General features: G+C 68.0%; 20 protein-coding genes. 6 read left to right on the top strand and 14 right to left on the bottom strand.

Annotated elements, in window-relative coordinates:
• Positions 1-45: 45 nt before the first annotated feature.
• The 3 genes from fghA to CFB34_RS27095 form a co-directional block, all read right to left on the bottom strand.
• On the bottom strand, positions 46-894 hold the full coding sequence (fghA, locus tag CFB34_RS27105; RefSeq protein WP_089440907.1) for an S-formylglutathione hydrolase: 849 nt from the start codon (positions 892-894) through the stop codon (positions 46-48).
• Positions 895-910: 16 nt separating this feature from the next.
• Entirely contained in the window at positions 911-2,017 is a 1,107-nt protein-coding gene (locus CFB34_RS27100; RefSeq protein WP_089440908.1) for an S-(hydroxymethyl)glutathione dehydrogenase/class III alcohol dehydrogenase, read from the bottom strand.
• A 273-nt stretch (positions 2,018-2,290) separates the two neighbouring features.
• Entirely contained in the window at positions 2,291-3,742 is a 1,452-nt protein-coding gene (locus CFB34_RS27095) for an FGGY family carbohydrate kinase (protein WP_089440910.1), read from the bottom strand.
• Positions 3,743-4,181: 439 nt separating this feature from the next.
• On the opposite strand from CFB34_RS27095, the gene CFB34_RS27090 reads away from it, so the two are divergent.
• A complete protein-coding gene (locus tag CFB34_RS27090) occupies positions 4,182-5,558 on the top strand; it encodes a nucleobase:cation symporter-2 family protein (RefSeq protein WP_179243658.1) in 1,377 nt (458 codons plus the stop codon).
• Positions 5,559-5,973: 415 nt separating this feature from the next.
• Here CFB34_RS27090 and CFB34_RS27085 read toward each other — a convergent pair whose 3' ends face one another.
• The 3 genes from CFB34_RS27085 to CFB34_RS27075 are packed head-to-tail and all read right to left on the bottom strand — an operon-like array spanning position 5,974 to position 11,990.
• Positions 5,974-7,497, bottom strand: coding sequence for an efflux transporter outer membrane subunit (locus CFB34_RS27085; protein WP_089440912.1), 1,524 nt, complete (start codon positions 7,495-7,497; stop codon positions 5,974-5,976).
• The gene (gene bpeB / locus CFB34_RS27080) at positions 7,497-10,697 is read right to left on the bottom strand and encodes an efflux RND transporter permease BpeB (protein ID WP_039368427.1); all 3,201 of its coding nucleotides are present in this window, start codon (positions 10,695-10,697) and stop codon (positions 7,497-7,499) included. Before bpeB ends, CFB34_RS27085 begins: the two co-directional genes overlap by 1 nt.
• A gap of 15 nt (positions 10,698-10,712) precedes the next feature.
• Positions 10,713-11,990, bottom strand: a complete 1,278-nt coding sequence (locus CFB34_RS27075; protein ID WP_089440913.1) for an efflux RND transporter periplasmic adaptor subunit — start codon at positions 11,988-11,990, stop codon at positions 10,713-10,715.
• Positions 11,991-12,391: 401 nt separating this feature from the next.
• Between CFB34_RS27075 and CFB34_RS27070 the strand changes: the two genes are divergently transcribed.
• Entirely contained in the window at positions 12,392-13,033 is a 642-nt protein-coding gene (locus tag CFB34_RS27070) for a TetR family transcriptional regulator (RefSeq protein ID WP_089426224.1), read from the top strand.
• Between the two features lie 100 nt (positions 13,034-13,133).
• Here CFB34_RS27070 and CFB34_RS27065 read toward each other — a convergent pair whose 3' ends face one another.
• Positions 13,134-13,799 (bottom strand): cysteine hydrolase family protein, encoded by a 666-nt coding sequence (locus CFB34_RS27065; protein WP_089440914.1) that lies wholly within the window; start codon positions 13,797-13,799, stop codon positions 13,134-13,136.
• A 152-nt stretch (positions 13,800-13,951) separates the two neighbouring features.
• On the opposite strand from CFB34_RS27065, the gene CFB34_RS27060 reads away from it, so the two are divergent.
• Positions 13,952-14,968 (top strand): helix-turn-helix domain-containing protein, encoded by a 1,017-nt coding sequence (locus tag CFB34_RS27060; RefSeq protein WP_089440915.1) that lies wholly within the window; start codon positions 13,952-13,954, stop codon positions 14,966-14,968.
• Between the two features lie 42 nt (positions 14,969-15,010).
• Here CFB34_RS27060 and CFB34_RS27055 read toward each other — a convergent pair whose 3' ends face one another.
• From CFB34_RS27055 to CFB34_RS27030, 6 genes are all read right to left on the bottom strand, one after another.
• Entirely contained in the window at positions 15,011-15,718 is a 708-nt protein-coding gene (locus CFB34_RS27055; protein ID WP_089440916.1) for an SRPBCC domain-containing protein, read from the bottom strand.
• 28 nt (positions 15,719-15,746) lie between these two features.
• Positions 15,747-16,106, bottom strand: coding sequence for a DUF427 domain-containing protein (locus tag CFB34_RS27050; RefSeq protein ID WP_089440917.1), 360 nt, complete (start codon positions 16,104-16,106; stop codon positions 15,747-15,749).
• 132 nt (positions 16,107-16,238) lie between these two features.
• Positions 16,239-16,676, bottom strand: a complete 438-nt coding sequence (locus CFB34_RS27045) for a carboxypeptidase-like regulatory domain-containing protein (RefSeq protein ID WP_089440918.1) — start codon at positions 16,674-16,676, stop codon at positions 16,239-16,241.
• A 114-nt stretch (positions 16,677-16,790) separates the two neighbouring features.
• Positions 16,791-18,275 carry a DegQ family serine endoprotease gene (locus CFB34_RS27040; RefSeq protein WP_089440919.1) on the bottom strand — a complete coding sequence of 495 codons (1,485 nt, stop codon included), beginning with the start codon at positions 18,273-18,275 and terminating at the stop codon, positions 16,791-16,793.
• Between the two features lie 111 nt (positions 18,276-18,386).
• Positions 18,387-19,733 (bottom strand): ATP-binding protein, encoded by a 1,347-nt coding sequence (locus CFB34_RS27035; protein WP_089440920.1) that lies wholly within the window; start codon positions 19,731-19,733, stop codon positions 18,387-18,389.
• Between the two features lie 3 nt (positions 19,734-19,736).
• The gene (locus tag CFB34_RS27030; protein ID WP_021164091.1) at positions 19,737-20,399 is read right to left on the bottom strand and encodes a response regulator; all 663 of its coding nucleotides are present in this window, start codon (positions 20,397-20,399) and stop codon (positions 19,737-19,739) included.
• Between the two features lie 186 nt (positions 20,400-20,585).
• Here CFB34_RS27030 and dacB point away from each other — a divergent pair, with 186 nt between their 5' ends.
• From dacB to CFB34_RS27015, 3 genes are all read left to right on the top strand, one after another.
• On the top strand, positions 20,586-22,118 hold the full coding sequence (dacB, locus tag CFB34_RS27025) for a D-alanyl-D-alanine carboxypeptidase/D-alanyl-D-alanine-endopeptidase (RefSeq protein ID WP_089440921.1): 1,533 nt from the start codon (positions 20,586-20,588) through the stop codon (positions 22,116-22,118).
• Positions 22,119-22,517: 399 nt separating this feature from the next.
• The gene (locus CFB34_RS27020; protein ID WP_089440922.1) at positions 22,518-23,432 is read left to right on the top strand and encodes a sterol desaturase family protein; all 915 of its coding nucleotides are present in this window, start codon (positions 22,518-22,520) and stop codon (positions 23,430-23,432) included.
• A gap of 95 nt (positions 23,433-23,527) precedes the next feature.
• Positions 23,528-24,658: an SGNH/GDSL hydrolase family protein gene (locus CFB34_RS27015; protein WP_089440923.1), complete on the top strand. Its 1,131-nt coding sequence runs from the start codon at positions 23,528-23,530 to the stop codon at positions 24,656-24,658.
• 109 nt (positions 24,659-24,767) lie between these two features.
• Here CFB34_RS27015 and CFB34_RS27010 read toward each other — a convergent pair whose 3' ends face one another.
• Positions 24,768-25,796 (bottom strand): L-threonylcarbamoyladenylate synthase, encoded by a 1,029-nt coding sequence (locus tag CFB34_RS27010; protein WP_089440924.1) that lies wholly within the window; start codon positions 25,794-25,796, stop codon positions 24,768-24,770.
• Positions 25,797-25,802: the final 6 nt, after the last annotated feature.

Here is a 25,802-nt window from a genome sequence, read left to right as displayed (position 1 = left end):
GGTGCGGCATGTGCCGTCGTGTGCGCTACCTGCTTCCCTTCCCGCTCATCGTGCGAGCACGCGCGCGTGATGCGCGATGTGATCGGCGATGAACGTCGAGATGAAGTAGTACCCGTGGTCGTAGCCCGGATGGCGGCGCAGCGTCAGCGGCTGGCCAGCCTTCTCGCACGCGGCTTCGAACACGTCGGGGTTCAGCTGGTTCGCGAGGAACTGGTCGGCGAGGCCCTGATCGACGAGAATGCCGTCCGCGAACTTCGGCGCATCGGCGCGCGCGACGAGTTCGCTCGCGTCGTGCGCCTTCCACGCTTCGCGATCGGCGCCGAGGTAGCCCGAGAATGCCTTCTCGCCCCACGGGCAGCGCGTCGGCGCGGCGATCGGCGCGAACGCCGACACCGACCGGTACAGGCCCGGATGGCGCAGCGCGAGCGTCAGCGCACCGTGCCCGCCCATCGAGTGGCCGAAGATCCCCAATCGCGCGCCGTCGATCGGCAGCTCGGCCGCGACGATCTCGCGCAGCTCGCCGGTCACGTACGACTCCATCCGGTAATGCGCGGACCACGGCGCCTCGGTCGCATCGACGTAGAAGCCCGCGCCAACGCCGAAGTCCCACGCATCGGTCTCGCCCGGCACGCCCGCGCCGCGCGGGCTCGTGTCGGGCATCACGAGCGCGAGGCCGTGCTGCGCCGCGTATTGCTGCGCGCCGGCCTTGATCGCGAACGTCTCGTCGGTGCACGTGAGCCCCGCGAGATAGAACAGCGCCGGCACCCGGCCGTGCGCGGCCTGCGGCGGCAGGTACACCGAGAACTTCATCGGCAGGCCGATGGCCGCCGAATCGTGACGGTAGAAACGCTGCTCGCCGCCGTGGCACGCATGCGAGGAAACGAGTTCGAGCATCGCGGTGCGCCCCCGGTCAGTACAGCACGACCGAGCGGATCGACTCGCCGGCCTTCATCAGGTCGAAGCCTTCGTTGATCCGCTCGAGCGGCAGCGTGTGCGTGATCAGGTCGTCGATGTTGATCTTGCCTTCCATGTACCAGTCGACGATCTTCGGCACGTCGGTGCGGCCGCGCGCGCCGCCGAACGCCGAACCCTTCCATTCGCGGCCCGTCACGAGCTGGAACGGACGCGTGCTGATTTCCTCGCCCGCTGCGGCCACGCCGATGATGAACGACTGGCCCCAGCCCTTGTGCGTGCACTCCAGCGCCTGGCGCATCAGCTTCACGTTGCCCACGCATTCGAACGAGTAGTCGGCGCCGCCATCGGTCAGCTGCACGATGTGGTCGACCACGTTCTCGACTTCGTTCGGGTTGATGAAGTGCGTCATCCCGAACTTCTTCGCGAGCTCGACGCGCTTCGGATTGATGTCGACGCCGATGATCTTGTCCGCGCCGACCATCTTCGCGCCCTGGATCACGTTCAGGCCGATGCCGCCGAGGCCGAACACGACGACGTTCGCGCCCGCCTCGACCTTCGCCGAGTACACGACCGCGCCGACGCCCGTCGTCACGCCGCAGCCGATGTAGCAGATCTTGTCGAACGGCGCGTCCTCGCGCACCTTCGCCACCGCGATTTCCGGCACGACGATGTAGTTCGAGAACGTGGACGTGCCCATGTAGTGGAACAGCGGCTTGCCGTCGAGCGAGAAGCGCGACGTCGCGTCGGGCATCAGGCCCTTGCCCTGCGTCGCGCGGATCTTCTGGCACAGGTTGGTCTTGCGCGACAGGCAGAACTTGCACTCGCGGCATTCCGGCGTGTAGAGCGGAATCACGTGGTCGCCCTGGCGCACGGTGCCGACGCCGGGGCCGACGTCGACCACGACGCCCGCGCCTTCATGGCCGAGGATCGCCGGGAAGATCCCTTCCGGATCGGCGCCCGACAGCGTGTAGTAGTCGGTGTGACAGATGCCCGTCGCCTTCACCTCGATCAGCACTTCGCCGGCGCGCGGCCCTTCCAGATCGACTTCCTCGATCGTCAGCGGCGCGCCCGCCTTCCATGCAATCGCTGCTTTCGTCTTCATCGTGTGACTCCTGTCTGTGTGTGAGGTCGGCCCGGGTCGGCGCGTCAGCGCTCATGTCGGCCGGCGCGGGTGCGCGAGCACCGACGCCGGTTCCATGCTTCACCGGGTTCCAGGCAAAGCGGTCGAAGCCGTGCCGCGCGGCATCGCGCACGGCACGGCGAAAGAATCTCGTGCTCGCCATGATGGCCGGTCCCGCCGCGCATCGCGTGCGGGAAACGGTCGCCGGCTTGCCACGATGCGTCATCGCTGGCGCAAAAGAACAAGTGTTCGAGTTTAAACGCCCGTCGTGAACCATGCATCCGTTCGCGCATACAGATCGACGAAGCGTGCGTGGCGCGCGGCCAGCGCGCGATCGTCGCGCGGCGCGGCAACCGGCGACGCGGCCGGCGCCAGCGCGTGCAGCGCATCCTCCCGCCAGTGCCCGATCGCGACGCCCGCGAGCAGCGCGGCGCCGCGCGTCGCGGCGTTCGGGCAGTCGATCGCATGGAGCGACGCGCCGAGCGCATCGGCCAGCAGCTGGCGCCAGCGCGGATCGACCGAGCCGCCGCCCGCGAGACGCAGCATCGCGACCGGATCGCCGCGCTCGGCATCGCGAATCGCATCGAGCCCGGCGCGCAACGCGAACGCGACACCTTCGAACGCGGCGCGCATCATCGCGCCGCGCGTGTCGCCGAGCCCGAGGCCGAGCCAGCCGCCGCGTGCGTCGGGGTTCATCCACGGCGAACGCTCGCCCGTCAGGTACGGCAGGAAGCACAGGCGTTCCGACGCCGCATGGGCGAACGCGTCGTCATACGCATCGGCCCACTGCGCGTAGCCGAGCCAGCCGCGCACGGCTTCGAGCGCGAGCCCGACGTTCTGCATCGCGGCCATCGTGTAATAGCCGCCTCCGGCCGCCGCGCGATAGCGATGCAGCCCGCGTCGCGCGGGCGGCAGCGCATCCGCGAGCACGACGATCTGGCCGCCGCTGCCGGTCGTCAGCAGCGCGTCGCCGGCGGCGGCGAGCCCGCTGCCGAGCGCCGCGCATGCGGTGTCGGCCGCGCCCGTCGCCAGCGGCACGCCGGCCGGCAGGCCGAGTGCCTTGGCAGCCTGCGCGCCGAGCACGCCGCAGCGCGCCGTCGACGGAAGGACCGGCGCAAACCGGTCGGCCGGCAAGCCGAGCGCGTCGATCATCGCGAGATCCCACTCACCGTCGGGCGTCGCGAGCGCGGTCGCGCACGCGTCGCTCGGATCGGCGGCGACGTCGCCGCCCAGCGCGATGCGCAACCAGTCCTTCGGCTGCACGGCCCAGCGCGCGGTGCGGAGCGCTTCGGGCTCATGCGTGGCCAGCCAGCGCAACAACGGGCCGGCCATGCCCGGTGCAACGGGGTTGGGTGCGACGGGCAAGCCGTCCGTGTGCCAATCGCCCGCCTCCGCTTCGCGCACCGCGCGTGTGTCGGGCCACAGCAGCGCGGGCCGCACCGGCTGCCCGGCCGCGTCGATCAGCACGACACCGTGCATCTGCCCCGAGAACCCGATCGCCGCCACCTGCGCGCGCTCGTCGGCCGGCAGCCGCGCGGCCGCGCGCACGAGCGCCTGCCACCACGTGTCCGGCGCGATCTCCGCCCAGCCGGGCTGCGGCGACAACAGCGCATAAGGTTCGCTCGCGACCGCCCGCTCGACGCCGTCGGCATCGAGCGTGACGAGTTTGACGGAGCCGGTGCCGAGGTCGATTCCGAGCAGGCGCATGACGTGAGGGCGAATTCGAATGAACGGATGTCGATGATAACGGGATCGTGATGCGCGCCCCGCTTTTTGCCGCCACCGCGGCAGGCCGAAAACGCGGTCGCCGGCCGGGTTCCACCCGGCTGCACCTTGCGGGCAAAAGCGGCCGTTCGCGGGTTAACCCGGCACGATTTTTCCCAGGCACTTTTTTCCACTATGCCGGCCGCCCGATACACACCATAAAGCGGCCTATATTTGACACGGGGGCCAGCGCTATTTTGAAGGGCTATAAAACCGGGGAACCTCACTCCTGCGGCTGTTTCCCGATGATCGACACCCTGTTCCATGCCGAAATGGCATATCGAACCAGCAAAGAACGGAATAGAACCCAGCACTCTTGTTGCATGGATTCATTCCGAATAATTTCGTATCACCCCGAAAACAAGATCATGGAGTGAGACAGATGCAATCGAACACGGTCCATCCGTGCGATGAGGTGCTGCCGACCGGCAAGCTGGTAACGCTTGGCCTGCAGCACGTCCTCGTCATGTACGCCGGCGCTGTCGCCGTGCCGCTTATCGTCGGCGCCGCGCTCAAGCTGCCGAAAGACCAGATCGCGTTCCTGATCAGCGCCGATCTGTTTTCGTGCGGCATCGCCACGCTGATCCAGACGCTCGGCTTGTGGATCTTCGGGATCCGCCTGCCCGTCATCATGGGCTGCACGTTCGCGGCAGTCGGCCCGATGATCGCGATCGGCACCAACCCCGGGCTCGGTATCCTCGACATCTTCGGCTCGACCATCGCGGCCGGCATCATCGGCATCGTGCTCGCGCCGATGATCGGCAAGCTGTTGCGGTTCTTCCCGCCCGTCGTCGTCGGCACCGTGATCGCGGTGATCGGGCTGTCGCTGATGGAAGTGGGCATCAACTGGGCGGCCGGCGGCGTCGGCAACCCCGAATACGGCAGCCCCGTCTATCTCGGCCTGTCGCTGCTCGTGCTCACGCTGATCCTGCTGATCAACAAGTACGGCCGCGGCTTCGTCGCGAACATCTCGGTGCTGCTCGGCATCGTCGCCGGCTTCGCGATCGCCTTCGCGATCGGCCGCGTGAATACCGACGGCGTTGCGCACGCACCGTGGGTCGGCTTCGTGATGCCGTTCCACTTCGGCCTGCCGCACTTCGACCCGCTGTCGATCGTGACGATGGTCACGGTGATGTTCGTCACGTTCATCGAATCGACCGGCATGTTCCTCGCGGTCGGCGACATGGTCGATCGCCCGGTCAACCAGGAGCGCCTCGTGCGCGGCCTGCGCGTCGACGGCCTCGGCACGCTGATCGGCGGCATCTTCAACTCGTTCCCGCATACGTCGTTCTCGCAGAACGTCGGCCTGATCGGCGTGACGGGCGTGAAGAGCCGTTTCGTGTGCGCCACCGGCGGCGTGATCCTCGTGCTGCTCGGCCTGTTCCCGAAGATGGCGCAGGTCGTCGCATCGGTGCCGCCGTCCGTGCTCGGCGGCGCGGGCATCGTGATGTTCGGGATGGTGGCGGCGAACGGCATCAAGGTGCTGTCGAAGGTCGACTTCGTGAACAACACGCACAACCTGTTCATCGTCGCCGTGAGCGTCGGCATGGGCCTCGTGCCGGTCGTGTCGCCGCACTTCTTCTCGAAGCTGCCGCCGGCCCTCGCCCCGATCCTGCACAGCGGCATCCTGCTGGCATCGGCGACTGCCGTGATCCTGAACATCGTGTTCAACGGCGTGAAAGGCGAAAAGGATGCGCGCTGCGAGATTCGGCGCGCGGGGCACGACTTCGACGGGCGGCCCGCCGACGTGCACCACTGATCGCCTCGCGCCGGGCAACGGCGCGGACAAGCGGTAACGAAAAACGCCACGGCATGCCGTGGCGTTTTGTTTTGCGGGAGCGGGAAGCTGCGCGATGATCGGTCGGACAGCCGGGCGTTCGGACAGGCGGACAACTGGACGGTCGAACGGCGGAACAGCCGGTCATGGCGCGTGAAAGCGGGTCGCCCGCGGGCGCGGCGCGATGATGCCGGTTGGCCAAGCAGGATGGTTGGTCCGGCGCAATAAGCGGCACCGGAATCCGATACGCGCATCGTCACCCCAACCGTCTTCGCGCCGCACGAATCGACTACGCAAAAGAAAACGCCACGGACTTTCGTCCGTGGCGTTTTCGATTCCGCAACCAGCCGGTTCGAAGGACAAGCGCGATCGAAACCACGCCGGCCCCTCCTTGCGCTTAACCGTTCGTCGCCGTTGCCGACGCTGGCGCCGGAGCAGCGGCCTTGTCGTAGTCGACCGGTGCATCCGGCGCGCGCGGCGTTTCGCCGGCGCGCTGGATCCAGCCGCCGCCCAGGGCGCGATACAGGTCGACCAGATTGGTCCAGCGTGCCAGACGTGCGCTGATCAGCGATTGCTGCGCCGAGTACAGGTCCGTCTGTGCGGTCAGCACCGACAGGTAGCTGTCGACACCGTTCTTGTAACGCAGGTCCGACAGGTCGAAGCGTCGCTGCTGCGCATGCTCGTTGCGCTCGAGCGCGGCGATCTGCTGGTCGTACGTGCCGCGTGCGGCGAGGCCATCCGACACTTCGCGGAATGCCGACTGGATCGCCTTCTCGTAGTTCGCGATCTCGATGCGCTTCTGCACGTGAGCAAGATCGAGGTTCGCGATGTTCGAGCCGCCTTCGAAGATCGGCAACGCGATGTTCGGCGCGAACGACCACGCCGCCGTGCCGGCCTTGAACAGGCCGCCAAGCGTCGGACTCGCGGTGCCGAACGCGGCCGTCAACGAGATCTTCGGGAAGAACGCCGCGCGCGCCGCACCGATGTTCGCGTTCGCGGCCAGCAGCGTCTGCTCGGCCTGCATCACGTCCGGACGACGCGTCAGCAGATCCGACGGCAGGCCAGCGGGCACGTCCGTCAGCAGGTTCTGCGCGTCGAGCGGCATGCCAGCCGGCAGATCGTCCGGCAGCGGCTCGCCGATCAGCAGCACCAGTGCATTCAACGCCTGCGCGCGTGCCCGTGCTTGCGCCTGCTGGTTCGACAGCGCCTGCTCGACCACCGTCTGCGCCTGACGCAGCTCGAGCTCGGAGCCCGTGCCGTTGTCGAACTGCAGCTTCGTCAGGTTGTACGAGTCCTGCGCCGTCTTCAGCGTGTTCTCCGTGATCTTCAGCAGATCGTCGGTCGACAGCAACGTCAGATACTGGTCAGCCACCTGCGACACCAGCGAGATCTCCGACGCCTGCCGCGCATACGCGGTCGACAGGTACTGCGCGAGTGCCTGGTCCTTCAGGCTCTGCACGCGGCCGAACAGGTCGAGTTCCCACGACGCCGACAGGCCGACGTTGTAGGTGCGCGAGATGGTCGCCTGCTGAGTAGGCGAAACACCCTGCGGATAGCGCTGGATCGTGCCCGTACCGGTACCGCTGAGCGTCGGGAACAAGCCCGCGCGCGTGATCTGGTACTGCGCACGCGCCGCCTCGATGTTCAGCACCGACACGCGCAGGTCGCGGTTGTTTTTCAGCGCGATCTCGATCAGCCGCTGCAGGCGCGGATCGACGAAGAACTCGCGCCAGCCGATGGCGGTTGCGGCTTGCCCGTTCGCGCTGCGCGCGCCGGCCGCACCCGGCTGCGTCGCGTAGACGCCACCGGCCGGATACGCCTGCGCGACGGGCGCGTCGGGCCGCTTGTAATGCGGCGCCATCGTGCAGCCCGTGGCAAAGAGCGCGACCGCGATTGCAGTCAAAGCGTGTTTTTGCATCATCACTGTCCCTTGTTGCCTTCGTCGCCGTTGCCCGGCTTCTCTTCGTGGTGCGAGTGCTCCTGAGCCAAGCGCAGCGCCTCGTCGACGTCTTCCTTCTCGCCGCTGAAGATCGCGCGGATCTTCACGAAGAACATCGGGATCATGAAGATCGCGAGGAACGTCGCCGTGATCATCCCGCCGATCACGCCCGTACCGATTGCGTGCTGGCTGGCCGAACCCGCGCCATTACTGATCGCGAGCGGCATCACGCCGAGAATGAACGCGAGCGACGTCATCAGGATCGGACGCAGCCGCAGGCGCGCCGCTTCCAGCGCGGCCTCGATCGGCCCCATCTTCTCCGTCATCTGCAGTTCGCGCGCGAACTCCACGATCAGAATCGCGTTCTTCGCGGACAAGCCCACGGTCGTCAGCAGGCCGACCTGGAAGAACACGTCGTTCTCGAGGCCGCGCATCGTTGCCGCAAGCAGTGCGCCGATCACGCCGAGCGGCACCACCATGATCACCGAGAACGGGATCGACCAGCTTTCATACAGCGCCGCGAGACACAGGAACACGACGAGGATCGAGATCGCGTACAGGATCGGCGCCTGCGAACCGGACTGGATTTCCTGGAACGACAGGCCCGTCCACGAGTAGCCGATACCGACCGGCAGCTTCTTCGCGATCTGTTCCATCGCAGCCATCGCCTGACCGGTCGACTTGCCCGGTGCGGCCTGACCCTGGATTTCCATCGCCGACACACCGTTGTAGCGCTCGAGCTTCGGCGAACCGTACGTCCAGTGACCGGTCGCGAACGAACTGAACGGCACCATCCCGCCCGACCCGTTGCGCACGTACCAGATGTTCAGGTCTTCCGGCGTCATCCGGAACGGTGCGTCTGCCTGCACGTAGACCTTCTTGATCCGGCCGTCGGTATCCAGGAAGTTGTTCACGTACTTCGACGCCCAGGCGATCGAGAACGTCTGGTCGATCGCATCCGCCGTCACGCCGAGCGCGTTCGCCTTCTCGCGATCGATGTCGACCTTGTACTGCGGCGTATCGTTCAGGCCGTTCGGACGCACACCCTGCAGCGTCGGATCCTTCGAGGCCATCCCGAGCAACTGGTTACGCGCGGCCATCAGCGCGTCGTGGCCGAGACCCGCGTTGTCCGTCAGCTCGAAGTCGAAGCCGGCAGCGGTGCCGAGTTCAGGAATCGACGGCGGGTTGAACGGGATCACGATCGCGTCCTTGTAGCCCGCGTAGCGCCCGAACATCCGGCCGATCAGCGCCTGCACCTTCTGGTTCGCATGCTGACGCTGCGAGTAGTCCTTCAGGCGAACGAACACGAGACCGGAGTTCTGGCCGCGGCCGGCGAAGCTGAAGCCGTTCACCGTGAACGCCGATTCGACGATTTCCTTCTCGTCCTTCAGCAGGTAGTCGGAAATGTTCGCGAGCGTCTTCGCGGTCGTTTCCTGCGTCGAGCCCGACGGCGTCTGCACGATCACGAACATCAGGCCCTGGTCTTCATCCGGCAGGAACGACTTCGGCAGGCGCACGAACAGCAGGCCGACCGCGACGATCACGACGAGGTAGATGATGAGCCAGCGGCCCGAGCGCTTGATCACGTGGTGCACGCCGACGTGATACTTGTCGCGGCTGTTGTTGAACGTGCGGTTGAACCAGCCGAAGAAGCCCTTCTTCTCTTCGTGATGCCCTTGCGGGATCGGCTTGAGGATCGTCGCGCACAGGGCCGGCGTCAGAATCAACGCGACGAGCACCGACAGCACCATCGCCGACACGATCGTCAGCGAGAACTGACGATAGATCGCGCCGACCGAGCCACCCGAGAACGCCACCGGCACGAACACCGCCGACAGCACGAGTGCCACGCCGACGAGTGCGCCGGTGATCTGGCCCATCGCCTTGCGGGTCGCCTCCTTCGGTGACAGGCCCTCTTCCGCCATCACCCGCTCGACGTTCTCGACCACCACGATCGCATCGTCCACCAACAGGCCGATCGCGAGCACGAGGCCGAACATCGACAGCGTGTTGATCGAGAAGCCCACCATCGACATGATCGCGAACGTGCCGAGCAACACGACCGGCACCGCGATCGTCGGGATGATCGTCGCCCGCAGGTTCTGCAGGAACAGATACATCACGAGGAACACGAGCACGATACCTTCGAGCAGCGTCTTGACCACTTCCTCGATCGACAGCTTCACGAACGGCGTCGTGTCGTACGGGTACTTCACGACGAGGCCGTGCGGGAAGAACGGCGCCAGTTCGTCGATCTTCGCGCGCACGGCCTTCGCGGTGGCGAGCGCGTTCGCGTTGGTCGCGAGCTGGATACCGAGTGCCGCGGTCGGCTGACCGTTGTACTTCGTGTCGAAGTTGTAGTTTTCGCCGCCGAGTTCGAGCTTCGCGACATCCTTCAGGCGAACCTGCGAGCCGTCCTGGTTGACCTTCAGCAGGATGTTGCCGAACTGCTCGGGCGTCTGCAGCAGCGTCGATTCGGTGATCGTCGCCTGCAGCATCGTGCCCGGCGTGGACGGCGTGCCGCCGATCTGGCCGCCTGCGATCTGCACGTTCTGTGCGGAGATCGCGGTCGACACGTCGACCGGCGTGAGGCCGTAGTTCGTCAGGCGCGTCGCATCGAGCCAGACCCGCATCGCGTACTGCGAGCCGAACAGCGTGACGGTACCGACGCCGTTCAACCGGCTGATCGGGTCCTTCACGTGCGACGCCACGAAGTTCGCGAGGTCGTACTTGTTCATGCTGCCGTCTTCGGAGTTGAAGGCGAGCACCAGCAGGAAGCTGCTGCTCGACTTCGTCACCGAGAGGCCGAGCTGCTGCACGACCTGCGGCAGAATCGGCGTCGCGAGCGACAGCTTGTTCTGCACCTGGACCTGTGCGATGTCGGCGTTGGTACCCGGCGCGAAGGTCAGCGTGATCGTCGCGTTGCCCGAGTCGTCACTGGTGGACGACATGTACAGGAAGTTGTCGAGACCGCTCATCTGCTGCTCGATCACCTGCGTCACCGTGTCTTCCACCGTCTTCGCGGAAGCGCCCGGGTAGTTCGCGGTGATCTGGATCGAGGGCGGCGCGATCGTCGGATACTGCGAGATCGGCAGCGTGAAGATCGCCGCAACCCCGGCCAGCATCAGGATGATGGCGATCACCCACGCGAAGATCGGGCGATCGATAAAAAACTTTGCCATGAAACAGGCTCCCTGTTATTGCGCGCTCGAAGCAGCGGCAGCACTCGCCGGCGCGGCGCCCGATGCGGCAGCACCGGAAGCGGCAGCGGCGCCGGAACCGGCGGCAGCCGGCGCGGCGGTGGCGGCGGCGGCGCCCGTTGCGGCTCCGGCCGCCGGTGCGAGCTGTGCCGGTACCGACTTCACGGTCGCACCCGGGCGCACCTTCTCGCCGCCCTGCACGATCACGTGGTCGCCCGCTTGCAGACCGCCTTCGACGATCCAGTTCGGGCCCTGCATGCCGGTAGTCTTCAGCGGACGCGGCTCGACCTTGTTGCTGGCGTTCACCACCATCGCGATCGCCTGGCCCTTCTGGTCATGCGTGACGCCGATCTGCGGCACCAGGAACGCGTTCTCGTTCACGCCTTCCTCGATCCGTGCGCGCACGAACATGCCCGGCAGCAGCACGCGGCCCGGGTTCGGGAACACCGCGCGGATCGTCACCGAGCCGGTGGCCTGGTCGACCGTCACGTCCGAGAACTGCAGCTTGCCGGCTTCCGAGTAGGTCTTGCCGTCTTCCAGGATCAGCGACACCTTCGCGGCGCCCGGGCCGCTCGTCTTCAGGCGGCCGCTCTGCACGTCCTGGCGCAGCTTCAGGCCTTCGAGGCTCGACTGCGTGAGGTCGACGTACACCGGATCGAGCTGCTGCACCGTCGACATCAGCGTCGCCTGGCTCGCCTGCACGTAGGCGCCCGGCGTCACTTGCGAAATGCCGACACGGCCGGTGATCGGCGACACGACGTCGGTATAGCCCAGGTTGATCTGCGCGGTATCGACCGCCGCCTTGCCGGCCGCGACGTCCGCCGCGGCCTGGCCCTGCGTGGCCACTGCGTTGTCGTAGTCCTGCTTGCTGACCGCGTTCGCGGCCACCAGCACCTTGTAGCGCGCGACCAGTGCGTTCTGCGTGACGAGGTTCGCCTGCGCCTTCGCGAGCGTTGCCTTCGCGCTGTTCAGTGCGGCGATGTACGGCGCCGGATCGATCTTGTACAGGCGTTGGCCGGCCTTGACGTCGGTGCCTTCGGTGAATTCACGACGCAGCACGATGCCGTCGACTCGTGCGCGCACCTGCGCGACGAGGAATGCGCTGGTGCGGCCCGGCAGTTCGCTGAAGACCGGTACGGCTTGCGGTTGGACGGTGACGACGCCGACTTCCGGCGTTTGCGGCGGCGGTGCCGATTCTTTTTTCCCGCACGCGGCCAGGAAAACGGCGGCCGTCGCGACAGTGATTAAGCGGTATGGAACCCGTTCGACGCGCATGGAGCGACCTCTGTGTATAACCAATGGAATAAGTGCCGCACCCCACCGGAGGGAGCGCGACACGGATGCGCCTCACGGCGCAGATCGAACACCTGAAATACTGGACTGCTAGATACAGCAAGCGGCACGAAACCTCCGTGCCGACAGGTTGCCCCGCACTGCGGACTGGAACTTTGGCGGGAATCAGCAGAGTGGGATATTAACTGATTGCCACTTGGGTCATTCGATCGTAGGGTGGTATTGTATATACATTCATGAATGTATGTAAAAAGCCAGTTTGTGCCCCGCCCGCTGTCCAGTCTTACAGATTGTTACCAGCCGCAAGCATAGCCAGTCTATATGACTGCGCAGAGGGTTGCAGACCCTATATTCACCTACGATCATTCCAATCAGGCCTGCACATGGTCAGACGTACCAAGGAGGAGGCGCTCGAGACGCGTAACCGCATTCTTGACGCCGCCGAACACGTGTTCTTCGAGAAGGGCGTGTCGCACACGTCGCTCGCGGACATCGCCCAGCACGCCGGCGTGACGCGCGGTGCGATCTACTGGCATTTCGCGAACAAGAGCGAACTTTTCGACGCGATGTTCGACCGCGTGTTTCTGCCGATCGACGAGCTGAAGCGGATGCCGCTCGACGCGCCGGGCGGCAATCCGCTCGAGAAGATCCGGCAGATCCTGATCTGGTGCCTGCTCGGCGTGCAGCGCGACGCGCAGTTGCGCCGCGTGTTCAGCATCCTGTTCATGAAGTGCGAGTACGTCGCGGATCTGGAGCCGCTGCTCCAGCGCAACCGTGCGGGCATGAGCGAGGCGCTGCACGCGATCGATGCCGATCTCGCGGGGGCCGTGCGGCTCAAGCTGCTGCCCGAGCGGCTCGATACGTGGCGCGCGACGCTGATGCTGCACACGCTCGTCAGCGGTTTCGTGCGCGACATGCTGATGCTGCCCGACGAAATCGACGCCGAGCAGCATGCGGAAAAGCTCGTCGACGGCTGTTTCGACATGCTGCGCTTCAGCCCGGCGATGCTGAAGGACGGCGACTGACCGCGCGACGAGCGCTCGCTTGCGGGGTGGTTTGTTTCATCGGGCGGCGCGCCGGGCCGCGCCAACGCGCTGCCCGCGCCCTCTCCCTCTCCCTTGCGTTTCAGGCCGCCGTCGCGCGCTGCGCGCGGGCCCGCCGGTTCGACGCGACGACCGAATCGCGCGTCGGCATCGGCGCACCGGCCAGTCCCGCGATCCACGCGTCGGTCGACATCACGGCCGCGAAATTCGACTGGAACACGACCGCGTACGTGCGGTGAATCTCCTCGGCGCTTACCGCGCCTGCTTCGTTCTCGTACGGCAGCGCACCCGTCGCGTCGTTCAGGTACTCGACATTCAGCCCCGCGTGCGCCGCGTGATAGACCGTCGACGCATTGCAGTTGTGCGTCATGTAGCCGGCCACCGCGAGCGTGTCGATCCCGTGCGCGTCGAGCCACGCGGCGAGGTCGGTACCGGCAAACGAGCTTGCCAGCCTCTTCTCGATCAGGTGCGCATACGGCCGGCCGGCAACGACCGCGTGCAGCGCGACGCCGTCGGAGCCGGGCGCGAAGATCGGCGCGCCGGCCGGTGCGACGTGCTGGACCACGATCACCGGCACGCCGGCCGCATGCGCGGCATCGATCGCGCGGCCGATGTTCGCGAGCGACACGTCGAGCGGCGGATAGTCGATCGGCAGGTTGCCCGTCACGTATTCGTTCTGGACGTCGATCACGATCAGTGCGCGACGGGGAACGGTTTGGGAAGCGGAAGGCGGGACGACGTTCGACATGACGGGCTCCTGGTGCGGTGGCGCGGCCCCGCCCCGGAACGGGACGGCCAGCGGCGCGATGCGATGCATTGTCGGCGCGCATCGCTCACGGGGACAGTGGCCCGATAGCCATTCTTCGATAGAATCGGGCCATCGCCATTCCGGAGCCCGCCATGACTGCCGCTGCCTCGCCCACCCGGACCGCCCAGCCTGCTCCGACCGTCGTTGCCGTGATCGCATATGACGGCATCAGCCCGTTCCATCTCTCGGTGCCGTCGGTCGTATTCGGCAAGGAACGCGACGCGGCCGCCTCGCCCGCGTTCGAGTTCCGCGTCTGCTCGGCCGAACGTGGCCCGCTGTCAACGACGGGCGGCTTCACGATCACCGCGCCGTACGGGCTCGATGGGCTCGACGACGCGGACATCGTCATCGTGCCGGCATGGCGCGACCCGGACGAAGCGCCGCCCGACGTGCTGCTCGACGCCGTCCGCGCGGCCGCCGCGCGTGGCGCGCAGCTCGTCGGGCTGTGCCTCGGCGCCTACGTGCTCGCCGCGGCCGGCCTGCTCGACGGCCGCCCGGCCACCACGCACTGGGCGTGGGCCGACGACTTCGCACAACGCTTTCCGCGCGTGAAGCTCGATCCGGACGTGCTGTACGTGGACGACGGCAACCTGATGACGTCGGCCGGCACGGCCGCCGGGCTCGACTGCTGCCTGCACGTCGTCCGGCTGCGCTTCGGCTCGGACGCCGCGAACCAGATCGCGCGCCGCCTCGTGATCCCGCCGCACCGGCAGGGCGGGCAGGCGCAGTACGTGCCGCAGCCGGTGGCCGCGCACCCGCGCGATGCGCGGCTCGCGGGCCTGCTCGACTGGGTGCGCGCCCACCTCGACGCCGCACACAGCGTCGATTCGCTCGCCGAACGCGTGCTGATGAGCCGGCGCACGTTCACGCGCCACTTCCGCCAGGCGACCGGCACGACCGTCACCGCGTGGCTGCAGGCCGAGCGGCTCGCGCGCGCGCAGCATCTGCTGGAAACCACCGGGCAATCGATCGATGCGATCGCGCAGGCGGCCGGCTACGGGTCGAGCGTGTCGCTGCGCCAGCATTTCGCGGGCGCGCTCGGCACGTCGCCGTCGGCATATCGAAGGGAATTTCGCGGCGCCGGAGCCGGCGCCGATGTCGCGCGGTAACGCGCGCGGCGAGCAGGCCTCGCGGCGGAACCGGCCGGCCGCTCAGCCGCCGTTGAACCAGCGCGCCGCGTAAAGCAGCAGCGCGACGAAGACGATCATCGCGACCCACGCCCACACGGGCACCGTGCCGGCGCTGCGATGCGGGAGCGCGCCGGCGGCACGCCCGGTCAGCGCACTGCCAAAGTGTGGCGGCAACGCACGCTTCGTCGCGGCCACCAGCGACGCCGGCCGCAGGAACACGTGCTGGCGCCGTGGCGCGGCCGAGCGCGCGCGATTCGGTGCAAGCCCGTGCTTCGCCTGCACGACCGCGCAGAATTCGCGGAAGAAATCGTCGGTCCATTCGCGCAGCGTGTTTTCGATCTGCCGCCCCGGCAGCTCGGTGAGCGGGCCACTCGCCGTCGCCCAGACCACGTACTCGATGCGCGTGGCGTTCGCGTCGTCATCCGGCATCAGCACGAGTTCGACCTGGCCGCGCAGCGCGCCGAGCCCGTCGGCCCGCGCCTTGAAGTTGAGCACGCGGCGCGGCTGCCCTTCCGCGTCGCCCTGCTCCGCGGCCGCATGCGCACGCACGTCGTAGCGGGCACGCAGCGGGCCGAGCGGCACCGTGATCGTCAGCGCAAACGCGCCAGGCGCAAGCTTCTCGAAGGATTCGCAATGCTCGAAGCTCGCGCGCAGCAACGCGAGATCCTCGAATGCCTCCCGCACGACGGGCGGGGCGAGCGGTATGCGCAATGTGTCGTTCAGTTCCATGACGCCTCCCCGATGAACACGCGCCGCATCAGGACGTCTCGACGAGACTGTCGATCCGTGCAGCGTCGAAGGCAACGTATTGCGCGAGCGCCGACGCGGCCTCCTTCGGTTCCTCGTAACTCCATGCGGCGTTCTCGATCACGCCGTCCTCGGTCTGCAAGTCGAAGTGCACGGCCTCGCCCCTGAACGGGGAGGTCGACGTGACGCCTGATTTCACGAGCCGGCGCATGTTGACGTCGCGGCGCGGCAGGTAGTGGGTGTCCGGCAGACCCGTTTCGCGCACGGTCAGCGCGCCGTGCGAATCGGCATACGTGATGCCGCGATGGATCACACGCACGCGATGGCGGTTCGGCACGATTTCGAGGCGAGGGTCGGCTGCGTCGGACATCGTTTCTCCTTGGGGCGGCCAGGCCAAGCCGGGCTCAGGAAACGAAAAAGCCACGGCACGGATGCCGTGGCTTTCATTATGGGCGAAACCGCCGCCGAATGCGCAACCCCGGCCGGGGCCGCGCGCGGCGGGCTACTGCGCGCTCCACTGGAAGGCGGTTTTCGCGCCGCCCTTCGCGCCGACCGTGACGGCGTGGGATTCCTCGTTGCCCTGGTACGACGCCTGCACCGTATAGCGGCCCGGCGGCACCTTCACGAGCATGTACGGCCCGCGCGCGTCAGTTTTCAGCACTTCGGTACCCTTGCCGTCGACGATCCGCACGTGGACGTCGGCCAGGAACTCACCGCCCTTGCCGGTGAACCGCAGCGCCAGCGGCCAATTCGGCTCGTTGCGCTGGAACGCCGTCGATTCGTCCAGCCCGACGCCGCCGGACACGAAGGTGACGTCGCCCTGCTGGCGCGCGGCGGGCAAGCCGTCCGACTGCGCGTACGCGCCGGTCGCTCCGGCTGCGAGGCCGGCGGCCAGCGCCGCGGCGACGGCAAATCGGGACACGTTGCGTAGATATTGCATGGCTCTCTCCTTGGGGTCGGAACACATACAGGGCGCCGCGCCACACCTTCAGTACGGCGGCGGCGCCCGCCGCGGCCGGCCTGGCCGGCCTGGCCGGCCATCGGCCGTCGCCGGTCAGCTCAGGTCGACCGGCACGAAGATCTGTGCATTATCGCGCTGGATCAGCAGAGCAAGACTGTTGCCCGCCCCCTTGACCGCGTCGCGCAACTGCTCGGGGCTCGTGACCGGACGGCCGTTGACCGCGAGGATCACGTCGCCGGGCTGGATGCCCGCGTTGGCGGCCGGCCCGCCGGCCTGCTGCACGATCAGGCCATGTGACAGGTTGGCGGCACTGCGCTCCTGCGGCGACAGCGGACGCACCGCGACGCCCAGGCGCCCCTGCTCGACCGGCCCGCCGTCGTTCGACGCGAGCTTCGCGTCGGCCATCGCGCCGAGCGTCACGCTGATCGACTTCTTCGACTTGTCGCGCCAGATCTGCAGGTCGGCCTTCGAACCCGGCTTCAGATTCGCGATCTGCGCGGGCAGCGACGTCGAATCGGCGACCGGCGAGCCGTTGACCGACAGGATCACGTCACCCGGCTGCAGGCCGGCCTTCGCGGCCGGGCCGTTGGCATCGACCGAGCTGACGAGCGCGCCGTCCGGCTTCTGCAGCCCGAACGAGCTCGCGAGCGTCTGGTTCAGCCCCTGCACGGCGACGCCGAGGCGGCCGCGGCTCACGTGGCCCGTCTTCACGAGTTCGTCCTTCACCTTGATCGCTTCGTTGATCGGGATCGCGAACGACAGGCCCTGGAAGCCGCCCGTCTGCGAGTAGATCATCGAGTTGATGCCGATCACCTCGCCCTGCAGGTTGAACAGCGGGCCGCCCGAGTTGCCGGGGTTCACCGGCACGTCGGTCTGGATGAACGGCGTGTAGTTCTCGTCCGGCAGCGCGCGCGACTTCGCGCTGATGATGCCCGACGTGACCGTGTTGTCGAAGCCGTACGGCGAACCGATCGCGACGACCCACTGGCCGACCTTGCTCTGCGCCGGGTCGCCGATCTTCACGGTCGGCAGGCCGCTCGCGTCGATCTTCAGCACCGCGACATCGGACTGCTTGTCGGAGCCGACGACCTTCGCCTTGTATTCGCGCTTGTCGGTCAGCTTGACCGTGACGACGTTTGCGCCGTCGATCACGTGCGCATTGGTGAGGATGTATCCGTCGGAGCTGATGACGAACCCGGAACCGAGGCTCGCGCTCGGCTGGTCGTCCGGCTGCGCGTCGCCGCCCATGCCCGGCACCTGGCCGTAGAAGTGCTTGAAGAACTGGTAGAACGGGTCGCTCGGATCGATCGGCAGCTGCGGCTGCGGCACGCGCCGCGACACCTGCTTCACGACGTGCTTCGCGCTGATGTTCACGACCGCCGGGCCGTAGGTCTCGACGAGCCCGGAGAAATCGGGGATGCCGGTCTTCGCGGCCGCTTCGGCCGGCATCAATGCGGCGGCCTGCGCGGGCGTGATGATCTGCGGATCGGCGCGGTGGGTGCCGGCGACATAACCGGCGGACAGGGCGGCCGCCACGGCGACCGCGACGGCGCCGCGCGCAAGGAATCGGGTGTTCATCGTAGGACCTCCTCTTTGTTAGGACGCAGCGTAACGACCCTGACTTAAAGGAGGCTTAATCAGCCTTAAGCGGGGCTTAAGCGGCTCCCGGCGCCCGCGCAGGGTCGTGCTTCACACGGACTCGGACGGCTGCGGCGCCTCCGCCGGCATCTCGGCATCGCGAAACACGACGCTGACGAGCAGGCCACCCGCGGCCGCGTCGCCGAGCGACACCGTCGCGCCCTGCTGCGCGGCCACGCGCTTGACGATCGCGAGCCCGAGCCCGCTGCCCGACACGTCGGTGCGCGCCCGCGCGGAGCTGTCGCGGTAGAAGCGGTCGAACACGCGTTCGCGCTCGTCGGCCGGAATGCCGGGCCCGCTGTCGCCGATCTGCACGCACGCGCGGCCGGCCGCGTCGCGGGTCAGCGATACGTCGATGCGGCCGCCGTCCGGCGTGTACTTCACCGCGTTGTCGAGCAGGTTGCCGAACATCACGCGCAGCGCGCCGACGTCCGCGACGACGCTCGCCGCGCGCGTCTCCTCGAAGCCGAGATCGATGTCGCGCCGTTGCGCGAGCGGCGCAAGCGCGGCCACGCATTCGGCGAGCAGCGCCTGCAGGTCGACCGGCTCGCGCATCGTCGCGCCATCCGGTTCGGCGCGGGCGAGCGCGAGCAGTTGCTCGGTGAGGCGCGTCGCACGCGACACGCCATCCTGGAGATCGGCGATCGCCTCGCGGCGCGACGCGTCGTCCTTCGCACGGGCGACGAGCTGCGCCTGGATCTGCACGGCCGCGAGCGGTGTACGCAGTTCGTGCGCGGCATCGGCCACGAAGGCCTTCTGCGTGTCGAGGGCGGCCGCCAGCCGCGCGAGCAGGCCGTTCAGCGCGCGGACGAGCGGCTGCACCTCGAGCGGCAGGCGCGCATCGGGCAGCGCATCGAGCGCTTCCGGCCGGCGCGCCTCGACCGCGCGCGTCACGCGGCCGAGCGGCGCGAGCCCGCGACCGACGATCACCCACACGGCCGCGCCGAGGAACGGCAACAGCACGATCAGCGGCCACAGCGTGCGCAGCGCGACGTTCGCCGCGAGCCGGTTGCGCACCGACAGCGGCTGCGCGAGCTGCACGACGTTGTCGCCGACGATCGCGCCGTACACGCGCCATTCGCCGCGATCGGTGCGTTCGGTCGAGAAGCCGAGCTCCGCGCGCGGCGCGATCGGCGCACGCGGATGCGAGAAGTACATCAGCACGCCGTTGCGGTTCCAGATCTGGATCACGATGCCTTCGTCGCCGTTGGTGCGCGAGCCGAACACCTGCGAGAACGGCTCGGACGGCAACGCCGCGGCGATTTCCTGCAACTGGTAGTCGAACAGTTCGTTCGCTTCGGCGAGCGCCTGCCGGTAGATGAGCCAGCCCGCGAGGCCCACGCCCGCGACGACGATCGCGAGCAGCCAGATCAGCAATTGATGACGAATCGACCTCACGCGTCAGCTTTCCTTGACGACCATGTAGCCGAGCCCGCGCACGTTGCGGATCAGGTCCGAGCCGAGCTTCTTGCGCAACGCGTGGATGTAGACCTCGACCGTGTTGCTGCCGATCTCCTCGCCCCAGCCGTACATCTTCTCCTCGAGCTGGCTCTTCGACAGCACCGCGCCGGGCCGCGCGAGCAGCGCCTCGAGCAGCGCGAATTCGCGCGCGGACAGCGCGACGGGCGCGCCGTCGAGCGTCACCTGGTGCGAAGCGGGATCGAGCGTCAGCGCGCCGTGGCGGATCAGCGATTCGCTGCGCCCGGCCTGGCGGCGGATCAGCGCGCGCATCCGCGCGCCCAGTTCGTCGAGGTCGAACGGCTTGACGAGGTAGTCGTCGGCGCCCGCGTCGAGCCCCTTCACGCGATCGGCCACCGCGTCGCGCGCGGTGACGATCAGCACCGGCAGCGCCAGCCCGCGTGCGCGCAGCGTGCGCAGCACGTCGATGCCGTCGCGCTTCGGCAGGCCGAGATCAAGCAGCAGCAGGTCGTACGTCTCGCCGCCGAGCGCCGTCAGCGCGGCGTCGCCGTCCTGCACCCAGTCGACTGCGAAGCCGTCCGAGCGCAGCGCCTTGCGCACGCCTTCGGCAATCATTCGATCATCTTCGACAAGCAGAATCCGCATCGGGACAGGCATCCATGGGGCGAGTCAAACACGCCGACCATTGTAGCGCCGCGAACCGGGCGCGCGGCACCGTGCAATGCAACAGAAAGGCGGATTGCAAGGGGGCTGTCCGGACTTGTCTCTACAATGTGCGCTTTGGCGCCGCGCGCGCCCTGCCCGAACGTCGTGCTTCCCCCGTATTCGCTCATGCCGATTTCCGATCTTTCCACCCGGTTCGCCCCCCGTGCCCGCGTCTGCCTGAAGGCGGCCGCCATCGTCGCCACCTGCACGGCCCTCGCCTTCGCGCCGCCCGCGCAGGCCCGCAAGAAATCCCACAAGGAAGCACGCAAGACGGCCGTCGTGTCGCCTGCCGCGCGCGCAGCCGGCCTGCCGGCGTCGGTGCTGGTCGCGCTGCAGCGCGCGAAGGTGCCGGCGTCGGCGATGAGCGTCGTCGTCGAGCGCGTCGGCGATCCCGAACCGCTGATCGCGTGGAATGCGAGCCGGCCGATGATGCCGGCCTCGACGATGAAGCTCGTGACGACCTTCTCGGGCCTGTCGATCCTCGGCCCCGACTACCGCTGGCGCACGACCGCCTACACGGACGGCACCGTCGACCCGGACGGCACGCTGCAGGGCAACCTGTACATCAAGGGCACCGGCGATCCGAAGCTCGTGCCCGAAGAGCTGATCGATCTCGTCGACAAGCTCCGCAAGGCCGGCGTCAAGCGCGTGGCCGGCGGCCTCGTGCTCGACAAGAGCTACTTCGCGACGTCGACGCGCGATCTCCCTTCGTTCGACGACGATGCGAGCGCGCCGTACAACGTCGGCCCCGATCCGCTGCTGTACGCATTCAAGGCCGTGTCGTTCACGGTCACGCCGGGCGACGACGGCAAGGTGGCCGTCGACGTGCTGCCGCCGCTCGCGGACCTGTCGATCGACAACCAGCTGGTCGAAGGCTCGGGCTCGTGCAGCGCGGCCGCCGCGGCCGCGCGCCCGACGCTGACGGCCGGCGGCGGGATCATGACCGCCTCGTTCGTGGGCGACTACCCGCTGCGCTGCGGCGCGCACACGACCAACCTCGCGATCCTCGATCACACGACGTTCTTCGCGCGCGGCTTCCTCGCGCTGTGGCAGCAGGACGGCGGCACGATCGCCGGGCCCGTGAGCGAGGGCAAGGTGCCGACCGCCGCGCGGCCCCTCGCCGTGCATCACAGCCCGGTGCTCGGCAGCATCGTCTACGACATCAACAAGTTCAGCAACAACGTGATGGCGCGCAACCTGTTCCTGACGATCGGCGCGGTCAGCGGCAAGCCGCCCGCGACGCCGGAGCAGTCGAGCCGCGTGATCCAGGCGTTCCTGCAGAAGAACGGCATCGCGATGCCCGACCTCGTGCTCGAGAACGGCTCTGGCCTGTCGCGCGAAGAACATGTGAGCGCGCTGTCGCTCGCCGCGCTGCTGCAGGCCGCGAACGCGAGCCCGGTCGCGCAGGCGTTCGTCGATTCGCTGCCGATCGCCGGCATCGATGGCACGATGAAGAACCGCCTCACCAACGCCGGCGTGCTCGGCAACGCGCACATCAAGACCGGCACGCTGCGCGACGTGCGCGCGATCGCCGGCTACGTCGCCGGTGCGGACGGCCAGAGCTACATCGTCGTGAGCTTCATCAACAACGACCACGCGGAAGCCGCGCGCGCCGCGCACGACTCGCTGCTCGAGTGGATCTACGCCGGCGCGCACTGACGTCGCCGCGCGCCGCGACATAAAGCACCCCGGCGGCCTGCTGCCGGCGCGCGTCGGCCCGCCTCGGCATCGGGCGGCACCGCGCAGCGGGCCGCCCTGACGCGCCGCCGGGGCCGCCTGCCGGCGCCTGCGCACACCGAATCCCGCCCTCTCCGGTTTGAAACGCCGGACGCCACCGGCGCGCGACACACCGCGCGCCACCCCCGCCCGCAAAACAGGGCCACACCGCCCGCCCCCGTGCCGCGCGGCTTCCGTAAAAACCCTGTCCTCAGAGGGAACCCTCTACGCTGCCCCCTCGCCTAGCGCTTGGCGATTGCGTAGGCTGTTGGCCTGACCGATATCTACAACGGGCCATACGCCCGGCCTCAAGGCTTGCAGGGGAAAGAAGGAGACACGCCCATGCGATTCGACGTCGAATTGCTTCTGCTCGCGCTGGCGCCCGTCTTCCTGCTCTGCATCGCGTGGGAAGCCTGGCACCTCGCCCGCACCCGTGCGCAGGACGCTGTCTATGCGTGGCGCGACACACTGTGCAACGCGGCGCTCGCGCTGATGCACCAGGGCGCCGACAAGCTCGCGTGGCTGTTCGTGATCCCCGTCTATGCGTATTGCTACCAGCACTATCGCCTGTTCACGTGGCATGACGGCTGGCTGTCGTTCGCGGTGCTGTTCGTCGCGCAGGATTTCCTCTACTACGTCTTTCATCGCGCGAGCCATCGCGTGCGCTGGCTGTGGGCCGCGCACGTCGTGCACCACTCGTCCGAGCGGATGAATTTCTCGACCGCGTTCCGCCAGAGCCTGATGTACCCGGTCGCGGGGATGTGGGTGTTCTGGCTGCCGCTCGCGTTCGCCGGTTTTCCGCCGCAACAGGTCGTCGGCATCGTGCTGATCAACCTCGCGTTCCAGTTCTTCGTGCACACGCAGGCGATCGGCAAGCTCGGCTGGCTCGAATACGTGCTGAACACGCCGTCGATCCACCGCGCGCACCATGCGCGCAACCCGCGCTACATCGACCGCAATTACGCAGGCGTCCTGGTGATCTGGGATCGCCTGTTCGGCAGCTATGTCGAGGAAACGCCCGACGATCCGCCGCAGTACGGAATCGTCGAGCGGCTCGGCTCGAACAACCCGCTCGTCGCGACGTTCCACGAGTGGGTGTCGATGGCCGGCGACGCGTTGCGCGTCGACGGCTGGCGCAACAAGCTGCGCGCGATTTTCGGCCCGCCCGAATGGGCGAGCGCTTATCATGCGCAGATTGCCGAGGCCGCGAACCCCGATCCGCGCATGGTGCCGCTCGCGGCCGCGCGAGACCAATAAACCGTTTCAGCCAACGGCCGCCGCGCAGCCCGGAACCGAGCAGGCACGCGGCAGATGAGAAACACATCAGGCCATATCTACGAGGAGATCGAACGATGCAGACACAACAACACGCACCCGCCCGCACCCGTCAGCGCATGCTGCGCACCGCGCAACTCGCGATCGCCGGCGCCGCGCTCGCGCTGCTCGCCGCGTGCGGCGGCGGCGGTGACGACAACAACAACAGCGCATCGAACACGCCGCCGTCGGGCGTGAAAATGCAGGTCGTGTCGTTCGGCGACAGCCTGTCCGACGCGGGCACCTACTCGCAGATCAAGCTCGGCTTCGGCGGCGGCCGCTTCACGACCAACCCGGGCCAGGTGTGGACGCAGAACGTCGCGCAGTACTACGGCGACACGCTGCAGCCCGCGAACCAGGGCGGCTTCGGCATTCCGCTGCAGGCCACCGGCGGCCTCGGCTACGCTCAGGGCGGCTCGCGCGTGACGCAGCAGCCGGGCATCGGCCACGCGGACGCCAGCGTGCCGAACCCCGATTACGCGCAAGCGACCACGACGCCGATCGCCGACCAGGTCAAGCAGTACGTGTCGCAGCACGGCAGCTTCAACGCCGGCCAGATCGTGCTGCTGAACGGCGGCGCGAACGACATCTTCTACCAGGTCGCGGCACTGCAGGCCGGCGCGATCACGCCGACGCAGCTGCAGCAGAACATCGGCGCCGCCGCGCAACAGCTCGCGGGCATCGTGCAGCAGATCGTCGCCGCCGGCGCGACGCACGTGTTCGTCTCGAACGTGCCGGATATCGGCGGCACGCCGCTCGCGCTCCAGGGCGGTTCGCAGACGACCCTCACGCAACTGTCGATGCTGTTCAACGGCACGCTCGCCGCAACGCTGCAGGCACTCAAGGTCGACACGACCAAGTACGTGCTGCTCGACACGTTCACGTGGCAGGACGGCATCCTCGCGAACTACAAGGCAAACGGCTTCACCGTGTCGAACACCGACACCGCCTGCAACCTGAAGGCGATGGTCCAGGCCGCCACGCAGTACGGCGTCGCGAACGCAACCGCATTCGGCTCGTCGCTGTTCTGCTCGCCGCAGACCTACACGGTCGCGAACGCGGATCAAACCTACATGTTCGCCGACACGGTCCACCCGACGACGCGCCTGCATGCGCTGTTCGCACAGTTCGTCGAACAGCAGATCGCGAAGTCCGGCGTCGGCAAGTAAGCCGCCGGCCACGCGCCCAAACGAAAACGCCCGACCGGTTTGCCGGTCGGGCGTTTTTTCATGTGCGGGAAACCGGCGCGGCGACGGTCGCGTCAGCCGCGCGCCTTCGTCATTCGGTCGCTTCGAACGCCGCGGCGGCGCGGCCCAGCCGATCGTTGACCGCGATCCATTCGACCGTCTCCGGCAACTTTTCGACGAGGATGCGCGCGACCTGCGCGCGGTCGAGCGCACGCAGCATTCCGTACAGCTCGCGCGCATACGCGGACGGATCTTCCGGCGCCGCGACGAAATGCACGCCGTCGGCCTGTGCCCACTGCCCCGCGCGCGACGCGCGGGCGACCAGCGCGACGCGTTCGCCATCGGTTTGCGCGGCCGCGAGCAACGGCTCGAGCGCATCGAACGGCAGCAACGCGAGCGGCGTGCGCGGCGCGTAATGCGCCTTCAGCGTGCCGGACGCGCGCGGCGCGGTCGCGTCGCTGCCGTCCGGCAGTTGCGGCGCGCGGCCGAGCACGGTGGCGATCTGCTGCGGCGTCACGTGCCCCGGGCGCAGCAGCGCCGGGAAACCGCGCGACAGGTCCAGAATCGTCGATTCGATACCGACTTCCGATGCGCCGCCGTCGAGCACGTGCACGGTGTCGCCGAATTCGTCGCGCACATGCTGCGCGGTGGTCGGGCTCACATGGCCGAACCGGTTCGCGGACGGCGCAGCCACGCCGCCATGCCCGCCGCGCCGCGCGCTGAATGCGGCCAGCAGTGCCTGTGCGACCGGATGCGACGGGCAGCGCAGCCCGACCGAATCCTGGCCGCCGCTCACGGCGTCCGGGATGCGCGCGTGGCGCTTCAGGATCAGCGTCAGCGGGCCCGGCCAGAACGCATCGATCAACGCCTGCGCGTCGGCCGGCAGATCGGCGGCCCAGTAGCCGGGGTCGCCGCCTGGCGGCAGGTGCACGATCACCGGATGATTCGCGGGCCGCCCCTTCGCCGCGTAGATGCGCGCGACGGCCTCGGGATTCGCCGCATCGCCGCCGAGCCCGTAGACGGTTTCGGTCGGAAAGGCGACGAGCTGGCCCGCGTCGAGCAACGCGGCGGCCGCGTCGATCTGAGCAGCCGTCACGGCGTTCGGGAGATCGATGGACATCGGCGG

This window comes from Burkholderia sp. HI4860, from assembly GCF_002223045.2.
GTDB lineage: Bacteria > Pseudomonadota > Gammaproteobacteria > Burkholderiales > Burkholderiaceae > Burkholderia.
This window is presented reverse-complemented; position numbering and strand designations above follow the sequence as displayed.